At 64.5% G+C, this 18,167-nt stretch carries 10 protein-coding genes; 4 read left to right on the top strand and 6 right to left on the bottom strand.

Annotated features, from left to right (window positions below; genetic code table 11):
• The first annotated feature begins 47 nt into the window (after positions 1 to 47).
• The 4 genes from AC5E6W_RS19560 to AC5E6W_RS19545 all read left to right on the top strand — a co-directional run bounded on the left by AC5E6W_RS19560 (position 48) and on the right by AC5E6W_RS19545 (position 7,681).
• The gene (locus AC5E6W_RS19560) at positions 48 to 3,686 is read left to right on the top strand and encodes a carboxypeptidase-like regulatory domain-containing protein (protein ID WP_491754018.1); all 3,639 of its coding nucleotides are present in this window, start codon (positions 48 to 50) and stop codon (positions 3,684 to 3,686) included.
• An 89-nt stretch (positions 3,687 to 3,775) separates the two neighbouring features.
• Positions 3,776 to 6,004: a VWA domain-containing protein gene (locus AC5E6W_RS19555; protein ID WP_491754017.1), complete on the top strand. Its 2,229-nt coding sequence runs from the start codon at positions 3,776 to 3,778 to the stop codon at positions 6,002 to 6,004.
• A gap of 302 nt (positions 6,005 to 6,306) precedes the next feature.
• Positions 6,307 to 7,206 (top strand): tetratricopeptide repeat protein, encoded by a 900-nt coding sequence (locus AC5E6W_RS19550; protein WP_491754016.1) that lies wholly within the window; start codon positions 6,307 to 6,309, stop codon positions 7,204 to 7,206.
• Between the two features lie 85 nt (positions 7,207 to 7,291).
• Entirely contained in the window at positions 7,292 to 7,681 is a 390-nt protein-coding gene (locus tag AC5E6W_RS19545; protein WP_491754015.1) for a CZB domain-containing protein, read from the top strand.
• On the opposite strand, the gene AC5E6W_RS19540 is transcribed toward AC5E6W_RS19545, so the two are convergent.
• The 6 genes from AC5E6W_RS19540 to rpe form a co-directional block, all read right to left on the bottom strand.
• Positions 7,678 to 7,851: a C1orf53 family protein gene (locus tag AC5E6W_RS19540; RefSeq protein ID WP_491754014.1), complete on the bottom strand. Its 174-nt coding sequence runs from the start codon at positions 7,849 to 7,851 to the stop codon at positions 7,678 to 7,680. The genes AC5E6W_RS19545 and AC5E6W_RS19540 overlap by 4 nt on opposite strands.
• Positions 7,848 to 13,082: a DEAD/DEAH box helicase gene (locus tag AC5E6W_RS19535; RefSeq protein WP_491754013.1), complete on the bottom strand. Its 5,235-nt coding sequence runs from the start codon at positions 13,080 to 13,082 to the stop codon at positions 7,848 to 7,850. The genes AC5E6W_RS19540 and AC5E6W_RS19535 overlap by 4 nt, the downstream gene beginning before the upstream one ends.
• Before the next feature lie 123 nt (positions 13,083 to 13,205).
• Complete coding sequence (locus AC5E6W_RS19530) at positions 13,206 to 13,637, bottom strand: hypothetical protein (protein WP_491754012.1); 432 nt, start codon at positions 13,635 to 13,637, stop codon at positions 13,206 to 13,208.
• Between the two features lie 291 nt (positions 13,638 to 13,928).
• Positions 13,929 to 14,891: a pseudouridine synthase gene (locus tag AC5E6W_RS19525; protein ID WP_491754011.1), complete on the bottom strand. Its 963-nt coding sequence runs from the start codon at positions 14,889 to 14,891 to the stop codon at positions 13,929 to 13,931.
• Positions 14,892 to 15,005: 114 nt separating this feature from the next.
• Complete coding sequence (locus tag AC5E6W_RS19520) at positions 15,006 to 16,961, bottom strand: outer membrane protein assembly factor BamD (RefSeq protein WP_491754010.1); 1,956 nt, start codon at positions 16,959 to 16,961, stop codon at positions 15,006 to 15,008.
• 326 nt (positions 16,962 to 17,287) lie between these two features.
• Positions 17,288 to 17,965 (bottom strand): ribulose-phosphate 3-epimerase, encoded by a 678-nt coding sequence (gene rpe / locus AC5E6W_RS19515; protein ID WP_491754009.1) that lies wholly within the window; start codon positions 17,963 to 17,965, stop codon positions 17,288 to 17,290.
• Between the last annotated feature and the right edge of the window lie 202 nt (positions 17,966 to 18,167).

The raw sequence follows: 18,167 nt of genomic DNA, 5'->3' as shown, positions 1-18,167 counted from the left end.
TTTTGGCTCCAACCGCCGGCCACGAGGCCGCTACGGGAGAGGTGTCCTTGCCAAGTACGTACAAATTCGTTCGCGCTGGTGTGCTGGTCCTTGCGGGCAGCGCGGTTGGCCACGCCCAGGAAGCACCCGCGGCTCCGGTTGCCGCACCGGTTGCGCAGCAGGCTACGGCAACAGCGACGCCCAATGCGGCAGCGCAGGGTGGGACGATTCGCGGCAAGGTCTTTGCAGGGACCGCCGGGAAGCCTGGCGGCGTGCCGTTGCCGGGCGTGAGCGTGACGGCGACCAACACGCTGACCGGGCGGAAGTACACGTCGGCGACGGACGTGGATGGCAACTACGAGATGAAGATCCTGCGCAACGGGCGGTACGTGGTGAAGGCCGAGCTGACGGGGTTTTCCGCGACGACGCAGGAGGTGGTGCTAACGGGAGCGGAGGCGCAGGCCGCGGCACAGGGCATCACGATTGCTCCGAAGGCGACGGACTTTGGGCTGGAGCTGGCGAGTCGCGCTGCAGCGGCTGAGGCTGCGCAGACGGCGCGTACGACGGCTCGGGCCGGGAATGGGACTCAATCGCTGGCGCTGGCGCAGGGTGATACGGATGTGACCGATGCCAGCGCGGGAGCGGGCAACACGGGCGCCGCACTGCCTTCGCTTTCGGGACTCGACAGTGGTGCTGGCGGTGCGGCGGCGGATGATGCCATCGCGGTGAATGGACAGGCGGGGCAGACGAATGCGCTCGCGGGCGTGAGCGAGGATGAGATCCGCGACCGCGTGCAGAACGCGATGGACAATGCGCGCCAGAATGGGATGCTGCCTCCGGGAGTGGATACCAACCAGATCGTGGCCGGGGTGATGGGCATGATGGGCGGCGGTGGTGGTTTTGGCGGCCCCGGCGGTGGTGGTGGTGGACGCGGTGGGCGTGGCGGCGGGGGTGGAGGGTTCGGAAACTTCAGGAACTTTAATCCGGCGCAGCCGCATGGCAGCATCTTCTACCAGGGACTGAACTCGGCGTTGAACTCGGCGCCGTGGTCGCCGACACTGCTGCCGCAGCCGAATCCTTCGGCGTTCCAAAATCGTTATGGGATTACGCTGGCGGCCTCGCCGTACATTCCGGGGCTGACGAAGCCCAACACGAAGCAGTTTATGTTCGTGAACTTTACGGGGCAGAAGAACCTGACGCAGTTCACGGCGGTGGGGCGTGTTCCGACGGCGCTGGAGCGTGCGGGGAACTTCTCGCAGTCGACGCTGGGCTTCGGAGCGGATGCGACCGCGGTGCAGCTCTACGATCCAAAGACGGGTAACGCCATCCTGGGTAATAACCTCGCGAACGCTAGCGTGCCTATCTCGCCGCAAGCGCTGGCGCTGTTGAGCTACTATCCTGCGCCGAATACAGCGCCGAACTCGCTGGGCGATAACTACCAGACGGTATCGAACGGCGGGAACAACAACGTGGCGATCAACGCGCGTTATGTGCGGACGCTGGGATCGGCGACGAATACACCGTTTGGGCGCTTCGGTGGCGGTGGTGGCGGTGGCGGGCGAGGCGGACGCAACGGAGCGAATAACCCGAACCAGAAGCCGACGCTGCGGCAGAACATCAACATCGCTTACAACTACTCGCACTCGGCGGCGGATCAGCGGAACATCTTCCTTCCGCTGGGTGGAGCGAACGAGAGCGACGGCAATGGGCTGAATGTCGGATACACGATCAGCTATGGCAGGCTCTCGAACAATGCGTCGGTGAACTGGAACCGGCTGCACGCTGAGACGCGCAATTACTTTACGGACACGGCCATCAATCCCAGCGCGACGGCGGGAGTGGTTGTGCCGAACAACACTGGCGGCTTCTCGGATCCGCGCTTCTATGACGGCTTGCCGACGATCTCGCTCTCGGGGTTTCAGCCCCTCTCGAACACCAGCCCGAACGAGAGCGTGAACCAGACGCTCGCGTTCTCGGACTTTGTGGCGTGGCGGCATGGCAAGCACAACCTGCGGCTGGGGCTGGATATTCGGCGCGTCCACAACGACAGCATCGGCGGCAATAATCCGCTGGGCAGATTGAGCTTCACGGGCTACGCGACGGCCGACGGCGCCGATCAGGTCTCGGGCCAGGCGGGCAGCAGCGGGGCCACGGGCGATGCGTTTGCGGACTTCCTGCTCGGCCTGCCGCAGACGACGTCCATCCAGGCGAACTCCTACAAGACGTACCTGCGCGAAAACGTCTACGACTGGTACGTGATGGATGACTGGCGCATGACCTCGCACTTTACGGTCAACGCGGCGGTGCGGTACGAGTACTTTGGGCCGTTCAGTGAGAAGAACAACCGGTTGGTGAACCTGGACCACGATGCGGGGCTGCAGAACTTCGATGCGGTGTTGCCGGGAGCGAATGGCACGTACGGCGGCAAGTATCCCAACAGCCTGGTGAACCCCGACAAGACGATGTACGCACCGCGCATCGGCGTGGCGTACCGCATGCCGAATAAGGGGCTGACGAAGCAGACGGTACTGCGTGGTGGCTATGGCATCAACTACAACACGGGGCAGTATGCGGTGTTCGCGAAGAAGCTGAGCGGCCAGCCGCCATTCGCGGTCACGGAGACGAACACGCTGAGCTCGGGCTGCACTACCGTTACTCCAACTACGCCACTCAACCCGACAACGACGATGACACTTGCCAATGGCTTTGGCTGCTCGACCAGCACGCTGACCCAGAACAACTGGGCAGTCGACAAGAACTATCGGCTGGGCATGGTGCAGCTGTACAACCTGAACCTACAGCGGACGTTTGGGTTGGGCATTGTGGTGAACGTAGGCTACAACGGGACCAAGGGATCAAACCTTGATGTCGTAGGTTCGCCGAACGGTGTGCCCACGACTTATAGCTCCACGGGCATCCGGCCTGGACTGGCTGCCTTTGCGCCGTTCGACTATGAAGAGTCCGCTGCGGCTTCGCACTCCAATCAGCTGGTGGTGAGTGCACAAAAGCGTATGCAGAAGGGCATTGCGGTGGGTGCGACGTATACCTACATGCACGCGATCGATAATGCCTCGGGCGTGGGTGGCGCGGTGGGCACCCCGGTGCAGAACCTCTTTGACCTGCGGGCGGAAGAGGGCAATGCGAGCTTCGATCAACGGCACAACCTTACCGGTACGTTCGTGACGGAGCTTCCCTTCGGACCGAACCGGGCGTTCTTCAACAAGGGCGGCAAGGTGGCGTACATCCTGGATGGATGGGACCTGAGCGGGAACTTCACGTTCGGGACCGGCACGTACTTCACGCCGCAATATGCGCAGAGCGCGGCGACGGCGTTGAGCGGCAACGTTTACGTGCAGCGGCCAAACCGCGACTTCACGCAACCCATCAAGGGGCCGGAAAGACTCGGCGAGTGGTTCAACACGGCGGCCTTTACGTCGCCGCTGGTGAACAATCTTTCCGTGTATGGCAGCGCTTCGCCGGGCTCGATTGAAGGGCCGGGCACGGTGAGCGTGGCGTCATCGCTATCGCGCACCTTCACGATGGGATCGACGCGCTCGCTGGAGGCTCGCATGACCGCGAACAACGTGTTCAACACGGTGCAGTACAGCGGCATCAGCACGACGCTGAGCAGCGGGAACGGCTTTGGCCAGGTGACGAGCGCGGCCGCGATGCGGAGCATTACGTATCAGATGCGATACAGGTTCTAGCGGAGCGTTGTTCGTTGGGAGAGTAGAGAAGCAGATCCTCTCCGAGGATGACAACAAGAAAGACAGGAGCATCGGTGGCGCCGATCAGGATGAGAGTTACATCGAATCGAAGTATGGCGATGGTGATGCTGACGTTGCTGGCGGCGATGGAGCCGATGATGCTCGCTGCCCAGACTGCAGCCGCGCAGACCGCGCCTGCTCCTGCGGATGCGCAGCCGCAGGATACCAACGTCGCGCGGCAGAGCGGCAAGGGCTTCACGCTCTCCATCAATGCGGACATCGTGCTGACCAACGTGGTGGTGCGCGACAAGAGGACCGGGCAGGTCATCACGGGGTTGAAGGCCTCGGACTTCACGATCATCGAGGACAAGGCTCCGCAGCAGATTGTGAGCTTCGACTACCAGAACGTGGACCAGGCGGCGCAGCTGGCGGAGAAGTCGACGGTTGCGGGCAAGGCTTCGGTGGCGGACCTGCTGGAGCGGAACTTCGCGGCGGATCCGAAGGCGCTGCATGATCATCGGCTGATCGTGCTGTTCTTCGACCTGAGCTCGATGCAGGATGAGGACATCGATCGGGCTGTCGATGCCGCTACGAATTACGTGAATAAACAGATGGCTCCGGCGGATCTGGTGGCGCTGGTGAGCATGTCCACGGGCCTGACGATGGACCAGGACTTTACCGGCGACAAGGCCACGCTGCTGCGCGGGATCAAGCGCTACAACGGGCAGGATGCTTCGGGCTTTGCGAACGGTGGGACGGGATCGACCGATGGTACGGGGGACGATGCGACGGCGTTCGCGGCGGATGATACGGAGTACAACTCGCTGAACACGGATCGCGAGTTGCTGGCGATTCAGGCTATTTCCAAGTCGCTAGAGCATGTGGACCAGCGCAAGTCGATGCTGTATTTCTCAGGCGGGCTGACGCGCAACGGCATCGAGAACCAGGCGAGCCTGCGGGCGGCGACGAACGAAGCGGCGAAGGCCAACATGGCGATCTACGCGGTGGATACGCGAGGGCTGCAAGCGCTGCCTCCGGGCGGTGCGGGCAACTCGGGTTCCATCCGGGGAGCGAGTGCTTACTCCGGATCGGCGATCACGTCGCAGCTGGCGTCGAACTACAGCTCGCAGGAGACGCTGGACACGCTGGCGCGCGACACGGGCGGCAAGGCGTTCTTCGACGACAACGACTTTGCTCCGGCGTTCCAACAGATTCAGCACGACACCGAGGCGTATTACATTCTCGGCTTCCACTCGAGCAACAAGGCTCGTGATGGAGGGTATCGTCACCTGACGGTGAAAGTGGATCGGCCGGATGCGAAGCTGGAGTTCCGTCCCGGCTACTATGCGCCTGCAGACTTCCAGCACCAGAAGACCGAAGACCGCGAGCTGGCGCTGACGCAGCAGATGCGCAGCGATCTGCCGGCTACCGATGTTGCGGTCTACCTGCAGGCGTTGTACTTCCGGCAGACCGAGGCGCTGTTCTATATCCCGATCTCGCTGGTGATTCCTGGCTCGCAGATTCCGTTCACTACGGTGAAGGATACGAGCAAGGCTTCGATCGACATCATGGGCCGGGTGCAGAACGGACAGGGTGTGACGGTGGGCAACGTGCGCGACACCGTCAAGCTATCCCTGGATGCGGCGCAGCATGTGGAGCGCAAGAACATCCAATACGGCACGGCGTTCACGCTGGCTCCGGGCAAGTATCACCTGAAGTTCGTGGTGCGTGAGAACCAGACGGGAGCGATGGGGAGCTTCGAGACGGACCTGCAGGTTCCGGACATGAAGAAGCTGCCGATCAAGACGAGCTCGATTGTGCTGGCGAGCCAGCGCACGCCGGATACGAGCAAGAACAGCGGCAACAACCTGCTGGTGCGCGATGGTCTGAACTGGGTGCCGAATGTGGCGCACGTCTTCCGGCAAGACCAGCATTTGTACTTCCTGTACGAGGTCTATGACCCCACGCGGGCGAAGGATGCTCCGGCGCCGGCGCCGACGCCTGGGATTGTGCGGCGGGATGGTGGGCCGGTGCACGTGCTCACCTCGATCGAGTTTCTCTCCGGCGGCGTAAAGGTGTACGAGACTCCGCTGGTGACCGCCGATGCGGTGAACATTCCGCAGCGGGGAGCTGTGGCGTTCCAGTTCGATGTGCCGCTGGCTCCGCTGAAGCCGGGGACGTACATCTGCCAGGTGAATGTGATCGACGATGCGGGCGGGAGCTTTACGTTCCCGCGGATGGCGGTGCGGATCCAGGCGGCGGCGCAACCGGCGGTGGCGGCACCGGCCGGTGCGACAGCGGCGCCTCCTTCCGATTAGGGAAAGCCTTGCGCAGAGTTCTTCGCTGCTCAAGGATCCGACACCTCAGGGGCTAAAGCCCGGTGATTGCTGGCCGTTGATGGCGGGGCTAAAGCCCCGTCCCTTCAAACCGCGCTCCATGAGCATCCTGCGAACCCACCTCTCAGGATCGAGAGGTGGGGCACCCTGCATCCTGCAAATGAGCCCGGGTCCCTTAAGGGACCCGGAACACCCAGACAGCGCAGCAGCTGCGGTGGAGACGGCTTGACGCGTACCCGGGCGGGGAGCATGATGTTGGCCCACCGATAAGGAGGGGCCAATTCATGCGCCCACTTCGCTGGTTCCCGTCCACGATGCTCGCAGCCGCGCTCGCGTGCGGCACCCTCTCAGCACAGAATCCGGCGGTCGGCACGTCGCCGGAGGAGCGCGCCAGCCTGCACAGCGGTCCCGAGTGGGACTCGATCGCGCCGCATCTTCCCGATCCGAAGACGGCGAGCGCAGCCAAGCTGGAGATGGCCGGCGATGTGTTGCGCGCGCGTCGCTTTCCCGAGGATGCGCTGGATTACTACGAGTACGCCGTGCAGCGCGGCGGGGATGTGGACCACCTGCTGAACAAGATGGGCATCGTGCGCCTGGAGCTGCGGCAGGATGAACTGGCGCGGCAGCTGTTCCTGCGCGTGGTGCGCGTGAGCAAGAAGAACTCGCAGGCGTGGAACAACCTCGCCGTGACGGAGTTCACCGAGACGCATTACGCCGCGGCGATCGACGACTACAAGAAGGCGATCCACTACGACCGGCGCTCCGGGGTGTATCACGCGAACCTGGCGATGGCGTACTTCGAGAAGAAGGATATGGAGAGCGCGCAGCAGCAGTTTGCGGCTGCGCTCCGGCTGGATCCGACGATCATGCGGGAGCGCGAGACCGGCGGCGTGACGGCGCACGTGGTGGGCTCGCGGAACTACCCGCAGCTGTGCTTCGAGATGGCGAGGCTGTATGCGAAGTCGCGACGTCCCCAGCTGACGCGGGAGTGGCTGGCGAAGGCCAGCGAGGGCGGCTTCGAGGTGCGTGCCGCGATGGCCGAGGACGCGGCGCTGCGGCCTTACCTGAATGACCCGGAGGTGAAGATCATGCTGAGCAACGCGGACGAGTTGCGGAAGCGTCGCATTGCGTCGGCGGGGAGCCTACCCGCCCTCGGAGAGGCGCCGAAGTCGACGATGGATTAGGGCGGCTGCGAAGCATGTGATTCAACAACCAAGCCCTATCTGCCGATTGCTTCCCAGTGGCCGTAGAAAGGTCCGGAGAAGCACTATGAACTTGCAACAGGCAGTCACTGCCCATACGGGATGGAAGATGAAGGTAACCCGCTACCTATCGTCTCCAGATGGAAGCCTTCAACCAGCGACAATTCGCCAGGATAGCCGTTGTGAACTCGGGAAGTGGCTTTATGGCGAGGGCCGGTCTTTTCAGCATCTGCCCGAGTACCAGAAATTGATGAACGACCATGCGCGGCTGCACGAGTCGGCCAGCGATCTGATCCGCCGCACCAACTCGGGTGAGTACCTCCAGCCGGAGACGGTGATGGGCGACCGCAGTCCTTTTGGCATTGCGGCCAGGGTCTTCGTCAAGTCGCTGCAGAGCTTGCAAGATCGCACGGGCCTGCACGCGCGGACGGGCCTGCACGTGCACCCAGGTCTCTAGGAGATCGGCGACTCTTTGTAGGGACAGTGGCGACAGCCGTTCTCGCAGCAGTAGCCGCGCCGGCGAAGGAAGCTGGCTGTGAAGACCACGAAGCCGTTCTCCATGTAGAAGTCGGCTTCGGGTTCTCCGGGGTTTTCCTGTTGCGTCTCGGGCTGATTCTCGTCGCTCACGAGAACAATCGTAGCGGCGCGTCGTGCGGCGCGGAACGGGTTGCGACGGCGTCGGCACGGAGCATGTCTGCGACGCTTTGGACGCGGGCCTTCCTGGGCGGACGCTTGGAGGCTACGAGCTGCATGGACTCGTCCTCAAGCACAGTGCCATCGACAAAGCGGACGGCTCTGCCGGGGATGGCGGCGACGCGGTCTCCTGGAATGAGGATGCCGACGAGGTTCAGCGGGTCCGCCGCAGCGATGGAGACTATGCGCGGCGCGGTTTCTTGCGCACGCGTGGCGTTGCTGCGGCGGGCGGCGCGGAGGGAGTCGACGGCTTCTTTGAGGGCATACTGCTCGCCGAAAGGGCCGGAGACGAAGCGTCCACCGCGGATTTCTCCGCGGGCTTCCAAGCGGCGGAGGATGGGGACGAGGTCGCGCCACTTGGGGGCGTTGGACTCGCGGGCGAGGAGATCGCGGAAGAGGACGCCGTAGCGGGTGAGCAGGATGCGGGCGTGGGCGTCTAGGGCGGCGGCGCGGGATTTTGCGGCGGCGATAGCGCGTGCCTGCTTTCGTGTCTGATCCCACATCTCTTCGAGATGTGGGGCACCTAATTCTGTGGAAGGGTCACAGAGGAGGGACCAGCGGCCGGCGGTGGTGCGAGCGAAGGCTCGCTTCTTGAGGCTGGTGACGGGGGTTTGCTCGATGGCGGCGGACTTGCGGCGGGGGTCCATCATGGCGCGCATCTGGTCCCAGCCGTCGGCGGAGGCGAGGCCGGCGGTGGCGAGCTCCCAGAGGGCGGTGGTGGTCTCGAGCTTGGTGAGGTTGCCGAGGCGTTGCAGGTCGGCGGTGAAGGCAGCGCCCTTAGCGCGAAGCAACGTGCGGAGGGTCTGGGCGTGCGGCGAGAGCGATTGTGCGAGGACTTGTTCTTCGACGCACTTCTCGGCGAGGGCGTGGTGCAGCCAGTCAGCGCCCTCGCGGAGGAAGAAGGTGATGGGGGCGGCGCTGGTGGGGATGACGCGGCGGGGGCCGGAAGCGACAGAGTTCGGTTGGGGGGCTTGATCCCATGTCTCAGAAGCGAGACGTGCGGCACCCGGGTTCTTTGCCGCGTCGGGCTTGAGGTCATTCCAGGCGGGGTGGGGCGAGATGCGGCCCCAACCGACGATACCGGCGAGGCACAGGTTGTCGAGCCAGGCGGGATCGTAGTGGGCGACGCGGGCGGGGAGCAGGGTGCGCTCCCACTCGATGGCGGGGGCTTCGAAGCCTTCCAACTGTTCCAGAGCCGCGAGGACGCCTTCTTCCCCGCTGAGCTGCGACTGCGGGGCGGCGTGCTGCCAGGTGAGGAGCCAGTCCATGAAGGCGGCAGGCGAGACGGGCTCGATCTGCTTGCGGAGCGTGCCTAGCGTGAGGCGGTGGATGCGTTGGAGGATGCGGCGCTCGCACCATTCTGTGGCGTGAGGCGCGTCGTCTGCGGACTTGGGGTGCTCGAAGACGCCGCGCATGGCGAGGCCCTGGATCTCCATGGCGAGGACTGCCTGGAAGATCAGCGCGGGATCGAGCTGGACGAGTGCTGCGAGGGATCGCGACGTGATAGGGCCGAGGAGCTGCAGCCAGCCTTGCGTGAGAGCGAGAGCGGCTGTATCGCGGGGGGCGAAGGTCTGGGGCTCTCGGTATTCGGTGCCGGCGAGGACGAAGTCGTTCTTCGGAGTTCCGATCTGCGGCAGGTTGAGAGGGACTAGATCGGGCCAGAGGAGCTTGGCGTCTTCGAGGCGCTCGGCGGCGATCCAGAAGTGTTCGCCGTTGATGTCGAAGGCGAAAGCTCTTCCCTGCTCCTGCAAGCGTGCGAAGTGGTGGGGCCAGTGGCCGGCGCGATGCGTGGCAGCTTGATCTCCCACTGCGAACGCGGTGGACGCGGCGTACGCAGTGGGGCGCGGCGTTTGTTGGGTGGTTTCCTCTGCGTCACTCTGCGTACTTTGCGTTTGCAGTTGTGATTGTTCGTGCAAAAGCTGTTCATACAGGAAGGAAAAGGGCAACGCTACTAGCTGGAGCAAGAGGTCGTGGAGCTCGTGCTCGTCGCGGATGTCGGGGAAGAGTTCTTCGCGGATCTGGGCGATGGCTGCGGGATCGAGGAGGCCTTCGCCGTCGGCGATGTTGTCGGGCAGAGTGCGGCGCGTGGAGACGTTGCGGGCGCGGCGTTCTTCGAGGCCAGCCTCATCGAGGTAGGCGTAGGGCATGGCGTTGATGAGCTCATGCGCGAACTGCGATGGGACCGGGGTGTCGACGGCGAGGCACTGGATGGCTCCGGACTCGATGTCGCGCAACAGCTCTTCAAGGCCTTCGATGTCCATGGCTTCAGTGAGGGTGTCCTTCATCACCTCGCGGACGAGTGGGTGATTGGGGATGACGATGTCGCCGGTCATGGTCTCGGGGCAGGCGGAGGCGTGGGGGAAGACGCTGGCGAGGAGATCGTCGGAGCGGGTGCGCTGGATTTGCGGGGCGACGCGCTTGCCTTTCTGCATGCGGAGGAGCTGGAGCGAGCGGCCGGCGGCCCAGCGCCAGCGGTTCTTGAAGAGCGGGTTGGGGATGCAGGCCTGCTCGAGCAGTTCGCGCGCGGTGTTGACGCTGAGGAAGCGGAAGACTTCGTGCAGCGGGAAGCTGTGCTGCTCGGCGAGGGAGATGTTGATGCCGTTGTCGGTGGCGGCGGCCTGGAGCTCGAAGTTGAAGCCGCGGCAGAAGCGTTTGCGCAGGGCGAGGCCCCAGGCCTTGTTGAGGCGGCCACCGAAGGGGGCGTGCAGGATGAGCTGCTGGCCGCCGCCTTCATCGAAGAAGCGTTCGGCAATGATGGTTGTCTTCGTCGGCACAGCGCCGAGTACGGCGCGGCCGGTGACGATGTAGGCGATGAGCTGGCGGGCGGCGGAGTCGGAGAGGAAGCAGGTTTCGCGGAGCCAGGCGATGGTGGAGAGGAGTTGGTGGTGGGGGGAGGACTGAGGGCCAAGGGTCGAGGGCCAAGGGTCAAGGGGGCTCTGCGAATTTTGGTGGTGGTTCTCCCACCTCTCAGGATCGAGGGGGCGGGCACCCGAATTTTCGCTCTCCGGATCGTGCATGCCCGACAGGTGGGTGGGTCCGACGTAGGAGGTGCGGAGGTCGATTTCGTGGCGGAGGTCGCTGACGCCGTCCGAGAGGACGGAGGTGCGTTGGGGGGCTTCGCCTTCCCAGAACGGGATGGTGGGTGGAGCTCCGTGGGCGTCTTCTACGAGGACCTTGCCGGCGGGATCGATGCGCTGGATGCGCCAGCTGGTGTTGCCGAGGAGCACGACGTCACCGGGGGACGAATCGACGGCGAAGTGCTCGTCGAGCGTGGCGATCTGGACGTTTTCGGGCTGCAGCATGACCGCGTAGTTGGCGGTGTCGGGGATGGCTCCGCCGTTGGTGATCGCGAGGGAGCGTGCGCCGCGGCGGGCCTGGAGGCGGCCGTTCACGCCGTCGCGCAGCAGCAGCGCGCCGTATCGGCCGCGGGAGCTTTCGATGCCGGTGTGGAGCAGCTTGATGACTTCGTCGAACTCGTTGCGGGTGAGGTTGCGATAGGGCCAGGCGCGGGTGACGAGGGCGTAGAGCGCGTCTTCTTCCCAGGGCTCGGCTCCGCAGGCGGCGACGATCTGCTGCATGAGGACGTCGAGGGGGGCGTCGGGGACTTCGAGGAGGTCGAGCTCGCCAGCGACCATCTTGCGGAGGAGCGCGGCCTGCTCCATGAGGTCGTCGCGAGTCATGGAGAAGAAGCGGCCCTTGGGAATGGCTCCGCGCCAGTGGCCGGCGCGGCCGACGCGCTGCATTGCCACTGCGACATTGCGGGTGGTGGCTATCTGGCAGACTAGGTCGACGGAGCCGATGTCGATGCCGAGTTCGAGCGAAGCGGTGGCGACGAGGATTTTGATCTCGCCGGCCTTGAGGCGCTGCTCTGCGTCCAACCGCAGAGCACGAGATAGCGAGCCGTGGTGGGCTCCGACGGCAGCGTCGCCGAGGCGGTCGGCTAGCTCGAAGCTGATTTTTTCGACGAGCTTGCGGGTGTTGACGAAGACCAGCGTGGAGCGGTGGGAGTGGGTGAAGGCGGCGAGCTTGTCGTAGACCTCAGTCCACATGGCGGTGGAGGCGACGGAGCTGAGTTCGTCGGAGGGGATTTCGATGGCGAGGTCGAGGATGCGGCGTTGGCCGACCTGGATGATGCAGGGATTAGGGATTAGGGGATAGGGATTAGGGCCAAGGGCTGAGGGGTCAGGGGCCAGGGGCCAGGGTTCAGAGGGCGGTGTTGCATCAGGCGGAGAAGCAGGTCTCTCCGCTTCGGCTTCGCTACGCTTCTCCTCGGGTCGAGATGACACAACTTGCTGAGTCCGAGAAGCAGGTCCTTCGCTTCGCTCAGGATGACAACCGGAGGAGTCCCGGGCTCCCACCGGGGCTGAAGCCGCTTCGTTGTGGGGGTGTGTTTCCGCGGGCTGAAGCCCGCTGCTACTCCCAAAGAGGAAGTTGGCTACTAGCTGGATGGGATTCTGGGTGGCGGAGAGGCCGATGCGTTGCGGGGCGTGGGCCATGCCGGTGAGCATGGCGCCGGGGGAGAGGCGGTTGTCGCCGCGGACGAGGGCGTCGAGGCGCTCCAAGGTGAGGGCGAGGTGGGAGCCTCGTTTGTCGTCGGCTACGGCGTGGACTTCGTCGATGATGATGGTCTCTACGCGGCCGAGGTTCTTGCGGGGTTTCTCGGCGGTGAGGAGCATGTAGAGCGATTCGGGCGTGGTGACGAGGATGTGCGGAGGGTTGCGCAGCATGGCTGCGCGGTCTTTCTGCGGCGTGTCGCCGGTGCGGATGCCGGTGCGGATCTCGGGGCAGAGGAAGCCGCGTTCGAGCGCGAGGTCGCGGATCTCGCGGAGGGGGCCGTCGAGATTCTTCTGGACGTCGTTCGAGAGCGCCTTGAGCGGCGAGACGTAGAGGACGTGGGTCCAAGGCGCGAGGCGGCCTTCGAGCGCAGCGCGGAGGAGGCGGTCGATGGCGACGAGGAACGCTGCGAGGGTCTTGCCGGAGCCGGTGGGCGCGGAGATCAGGGTGGGGTCTCCGCGCAGGATGGCGGGCCAGCCGGCGATTTGCGGCTCGGTGGCGGAGCCGAACTTCGCGAGGAACCACTCGGCGACGACGGGATGCGCCCAGGCGAGGGCCTGCGCGGGATCGTCGGCTGCGGCGGTGTCGAGGAGGGGCGCGGGCGAAGCCATGTGCGATTGTAGCGCTGTTCGTGGTTTGTTCGCCCAAGTGCAATCGTTCCGGTGCACCGCAGCAAACGGCCCCGAAGCTTGGAGCTCGGGGCCGTTTCAGACGAACAGGATGGATAGAGAGCGTTAGCGGGGGTGACCGCCGCCATCGTGGTGGAAGCCGTGATCGTCGTGCTCTGCATGGCCGTCGTAGTAGTGGCTGGCGTGGAAGTTGTTCCAGTGGTCGGCGGGCTCATGGTACGCGCCGCCACGCTCTGGGAACGCACCGTGATAGCCATAGTGCGGATCGTAGGCGTGGTTGATGTGACCGTGGAAGTGATCGCCGCCGTGGAACCAGGGACCCGCGCCGATGAAGACGCCGTTGCCGAACCACTCCGGACCGTAGTAGCCGTAGGGAGCGCAGTTATAGGGAGCGTAGCCATAGTAGCCATAGGGGCATGCCGGGGCAGCGCCGATGTTCACGCCGAAGGTGACCTGAGCTTGTGATGTCTTAGGAGCGGCGGTTGCCAGGGCAACGGCAGCTGTAGCCACAGCGGCAATCTTGAGGAAACGCATCATTCGTACCAACCTTTCCTGATTCCTGGAGCGAGTCCTGCGTTGGCTATAAGGCCGAACGCGGGAGCCAGCTTGCTCCGTTCGGACCCGGGTTGGCCAAATCTCGGCATCGTCCGGACCAGAAGGCTGGCCTGTCAGTAAGAGACCCTAACCTGCTCCCGTGGTTGTGCCGGAGTGCGGAAGAATTCGCTGCAAGGGCGGAGTCCCTCCAGGGCTGAAGCCGAAATGCTTTCAGGCTTTTGCGGCAGGAGCTGAAAGCCCCGCCGTTTCAAAGCGGGGTTCTTGCAGGTTCCCTTAGGCCCGAGGACGGCTCATCGGAGACTTGCCGCGCGAGGAGGACTTTGCCGGGCGCTTGCGCTTGGGCGGTACAGGCTTTTTGAGTTGCGCAGCCTCGGGCAGGACCTTCTTGCGCTCAACCTTTTTGCCGGCGGCGGCGCGGCCAAGGGCCATCACCTCACCCATGGTGAGTTCGCGGAAGGTGCCGGGAGGAACGTCGAGGACGAGAGCTCCGTAGCCGATGCGGCGAATCTTTTCGACGTGGTGGCCAACCTCTTCGAACATCTTGCGGAGCTGGCGGTTGCGGCCCTCGGTGAGGGTGACTTCGAACCAGGGATTATCGCCGCTGCGGACGCGCTCGACCTTCGCGGGCTGGGTCATGATCTTTTCGCGCTTGGCGGAGCTCCTGGGGAGATCGGGAGTGATGCGGCCGCGATCGATGAGAACGCCGCGACGCAGGATGTCGAGCGATTGCTCGGTGGGGACGCCTGCGACCTTGACGAGGTAGGTCTTCTCGACACCCGCGGAGGCCTTGGAGAGCCGGTTGGCGAGATCGCCGTCGTTGGTGAGGAGCAGCAGGCCTTCGCTGAGGTAGTCCAGGCGGCCGACCGGGAAGAGCCGCGGCATGCGCTTGTGCTCGCCGGTGACCTTCTTCTGGGAGTCCTCGCTGATGAGGTCCATCACGGTCTTGCGACCTTCGGGATCTTCCGAGGTGGTGACGTAGCCGCGGGGCTTGTTGAGCATGAAGTAGCGGACGGCTTGGCGGCCGTGGAGCAGCTTGCCATCGACGCGGACGTGGTCGTGGTCGAGGTCGGCGCGGGTGCCGAGTTCGGTGACGGTCTGGCCGTTGACCTGGACGCGGCCATCGAGGATGTACTGCTCGGCGGCGCGGCGGCTGGCGATGCCGGCCTGAGCGAGGATCTTCTGCAGCCTGTCGCCGCGGGGGGATTCTTCGATCTTGTTTTTTATAGGGCTTTTCATGGGGACTTCTCCTGCGCTATCTCAGCGGTTTCTTCTTGTATTCGAACAGCAACGAAAAGGGGCACCCGCCCTTCGGCAAAGCGCCCCTTCTTCGTTGCCAGTTCGGTGAAGCGTTTAGAACGGGTTGAGCTTGCCGAGACCCTTCTTCTTCTTGTCCTTGCTGGAAGACTCGTCGGTCTTGTCTTCCTTGGGGGCCTTGGCCTTCTTCTTCTTGCCCTTGGCATCGGTGGCCTGCTGATCCTGGGGCAGGACGGGCTGCGGCTTGCCGGCAACCTCGTTGATCTGGTCAGGAGCTTCGGCCGGCTTTTCTACGTCAGGAAGAGCGGAAGTGTTGGTGGGGGCAGCGGTCTTGAGGCCGAAGTTGGGATCGGCCTTGCCGGAGGCCGAGGGAAGATCGCTGGCGGGGGCGAACGCTGGCTTCGCGGTCACCGGAGCGGAGCTGCCGCCGTTGGGATTGAGCACCTCGACGCCAACGCCTGTGCCCGAACCGCCTGTGCTGCCGGTTGCGTTGGACATCGTTCCCGTGCTGCTGTCGACGGGGCTGCCACCGGGGCCGGGAACATCCGAGAGAGACGGTGCGGCCGTGGAGACGGGTTCCGCGGCGGCGGTGGTATCACCAGCCGGAGCTGCAGGGGCACCAGGGGCGGCGGGCAACTTGGGGGCGTTCGGGTTCAGCGCGGAGACGTAGGCTTCGCGGATCTCCTTCAGCACCGCAGGAGCGGTGGTTGCCGGTGGATCGTCGAGCGGTGGCGCTCCGATTTGCGCAGCCGTAACGGTGTCCGGGCGGCGCATGATGAGGAGTTCCAGACGGCGGCGGATGTTGTACTGGGCGCGGCTTCCCTCCAGGGCGTCGCTGGCGGCGACCTGCTCGGCCGTGGGCGTGGGGATGGGCAGGTTCATCGCCGCGAGGCGCTCCTTGGCATCTTCCACGTGCGGGGCGGCGGCGTGCTCGAGGACAACCTTGCGGTAGGCGTCGGCGGCGGTGCCATCGTCGTACTGCAGCAGGCGGGCCTTCACGTCTTCTGTGAGGCAGGGACCCAGCGGCTTCACGTTCGGAATGCAGGTGGGGGTGTTGCGAACGGTCTTGGCCTGCGCCTCGTAGGCATCGCCCTTGCCGATGTACGCATCGTCCATGTGGCTGTAGAGCGGATAGCTGTCGATGACGGTGTCGTAGCGGGCGATGGTGGCGGCCCAGTTCTCGTGCGAGGCGTAGAAGGCGGCGATCTCAGCCTCGCGGGTGGCGAGGACTTCCTGCACCTCGCGGAGCTTCTGGGTGGCTTCGTCGCGGACGGTCTTAGGCGAGTCCGGATACTGCTTGAGCATGGTGCGGTATGCGGCTTCGGCCTTGTTGGCCTTGGCGTAGTCGCGGTCCGGGACGTCCATCTGCTTGAAGTAGATGTCGCCGATGCGCATCTGGGCTTCGGCGGCTTCGGGGACGTTGGGGAAGAAGGTGATGAAGTCGTTGTACTCCTGCTCGGCCTGGGTGAGGGAGGCGCTGCCGCCTTCCTTGTACCAGCAGTCGGCGACGGCCAGCTTGGCGCGCATGAGGTACTGCGAGTCGGGATAGGTGTTGAGCAGCGTCTGGAGGTCGAGGCGGGCGACGTCGAAGTGGCCGCTCTTCTCCTGCGCGATGGCCTTGTCGTAGAGCTGCTTGTCAGGAAGGGTGGCATCCTTGCCGACGAGGATCTTTTCGCGCGACTCCTTCTTGACTTCCTTGACGGTGTCCTTGGTCTGCTTGACTCTCTCGTCCTTGGCGACGCGCTCCTTCGGCTTGTCGGCCTTGACCTGCACAGCCTTGGCCTTGGCCTCCTTCGCCTGCTCCGCCTTGGCCTGGTCTTCCTTGGCCTGTTCCGTCGGATTGATGCGGGCGAAGATGGGCTTATGCTTCTTCGGCGCGGGCTGGTCGTCTTTGGCGGGAGCGGGCGAGGCGGAGGTCTGCTGCGAGGCGGGAGCCGGAGCTGCAGCGTCCTGAGCCTTCAGCGGCAGGGAGACAAGAGCCACCGCCAGGGCCAGGCCAGCAAGCTGGGCTGCCTTGCGGCTGGGAAAGAAGCTGGACATCGTAAAGCGCATGAAGACTCCGGAACCTCGTGGAGCGCCTGCCCGGGGCAGCCGCACCTATTCATTGTAGCCGCCTGAGGGCCAAGACCACAGCCTGGGCGGACGCTGAAATTGGCTTTCTGAGCGGGCTCGCTAGCCCCTGCATGTGGGACGAGTGCGGGCGGCGTTCGTTACACGGCCGGGCTGAGGCCGAGAGCGGCGGCTGGATTGTCGGAGTGGAGCGGCCTTCTCACCAAGTCCCCAGCACTCCCTCAGTGGCTAAAGCCACCCTGCTGTCACCACTCTTGTGGCGGGACTGAAGTCCCGCCCTGACAAAGCGGGGACCTTTGAGAGGTTCCCTAGACGACCGGTGCGGGTGCGGCGGCGCGGGCTATCTCGAGGAAACGTTTGGCGTTGGCTTCGGTCCTGCCGGGCTCGAAGATGGCGGAGCCGGCGACGAGCATGTCCGCTCCAGCTTCGACGACGCTGGCGACGGTGTCGTCGGCCACGCCGCCATCGACCTCGATGCGGAAGTTCAGGCCCAGCTCGTAGCGCAGGCGGGCGAGGTGGGCGATGCGGGTGACGGAGCGCGGAAGGAACTTTTGGCCACCGAAGCCGGGGTTCACGCTCATGACGAGGACGTGATGGACCATGGGCAGGACTTCGATGAGCATCTCGACGGGGGTGGCGGGGTTGAGGACGACGCCGGCGAGCATGCCGTTGTCGGTGATGTGCTGGAGGGTGCGATTGAGGTGACGGCAGGCCTCGATCTGCACGGAGACCATGTCGGCGCCGGCTTTGGCGAACTCGGGGATGAAGGCGTCCGGGTCCTCGATCATGAGGTGGCAGTCGAGCGGCAGCTTGGTGATGGGCCGGATGGCCTTGACCACCGGCGGGCCGAAGGTGATGTTGGGGACGAAGTGGCCGTCCATCACGTCGACGTGGACGATGGTGCCGCCGCCGCGCTCGGCGGTGGCGATTTCGTCGGCGAGGTGCGCGAAGTCCGCGGCAAGGATGGAGAAGGCCAGCTCGATCATTTGGTGTTCAGTTTAGCAGCGGGGTATCTCGCCTGGCGTATGCCTACCGCGAGCGACGAGGTCGCGACTCGCTGACTGAGGGCAAAAAAAGATGCGTTCGAGACCGCTGGTTTTTATCCAAAGGGAAACGGCCATCTTCCTTCTTCCCTGGATGTGAGCGCCGGAGTAAGAATGATCGCGTTTTGCGCGACGTGGCGAGAGA

Source organism: Bryocella sp. (assembly GCF_058498515.1).
The sequence above is the reverse complement of the archived record's forward strand: the minus strand, read 5'-3'. Positions and strand labels throughout refer to the sequence as shown.

What these genes read in the sequence shown, in the direction of transcription:
- AC5E6W_RS19555 (WP_491754017.1), top strand. Translation starts at nt 3,776, where the DNA reads ATGAGAGTTACATCGAATCGAAGTATGGCGATGGTGATGCTGACGTTG.
- rpe (WP_491754009.1), bottom strand. Translation starts at nt 17,965, where the DNA reads ATGATCGAGCTGGCCTTCTCCATCCTTGCCGCGGACTTCGCGCACCTC.
- AC5E6W_RS19535 (WP_491754013.1), bottom strand. Translation starts at nt 13,082, where the DNA reads ATGGCTTCGCCCGCGCCCCTCCTCGACACCGCCGCAGCCGACGATCCC.
- AC5E6W_RS19525 (WP_491754011.1), bottom strand. Translation starts at nt 14,891, where the DNA reads ATGAAAAGCCCTATAAAAAACAAGATCGAAGAATCCCCCCGCGGCGAC.
- AC5E6W_RS19550 (WP_491754016.1), top strand. Translation starts at nt 6,307, where the DNA reads ATGCGCCCACTTCGCTGGTTCCCGTCCACGATGCTCGCAGCCGCGCTC.
- AC5E6W_RS19545 (WP_491754015.1), top strand. Translation starts at nt 7,292, where the DNA reads ATGAACTTGCAACAGGCAGTCACTGCCCATACGGGATGGAAGATGAAG.
- AC5E6W_RS19530 (WP_491754012.1), bottom strand. Translation starts at nt 13,637, where the DNA reads ATGATGCGTTTCCTCAAGATTGCCGCTGTGGCTACAGCTGCCGTTGCC.
- AC5E6W_RS19520 (WP_491754010.1), bottom strand. Translation starts at nt 16,961, where the DNA reads ATGCGCTTTACGATGTCCAGCTTCTTTCCCAGCCGCAAGGCAGCCCAG.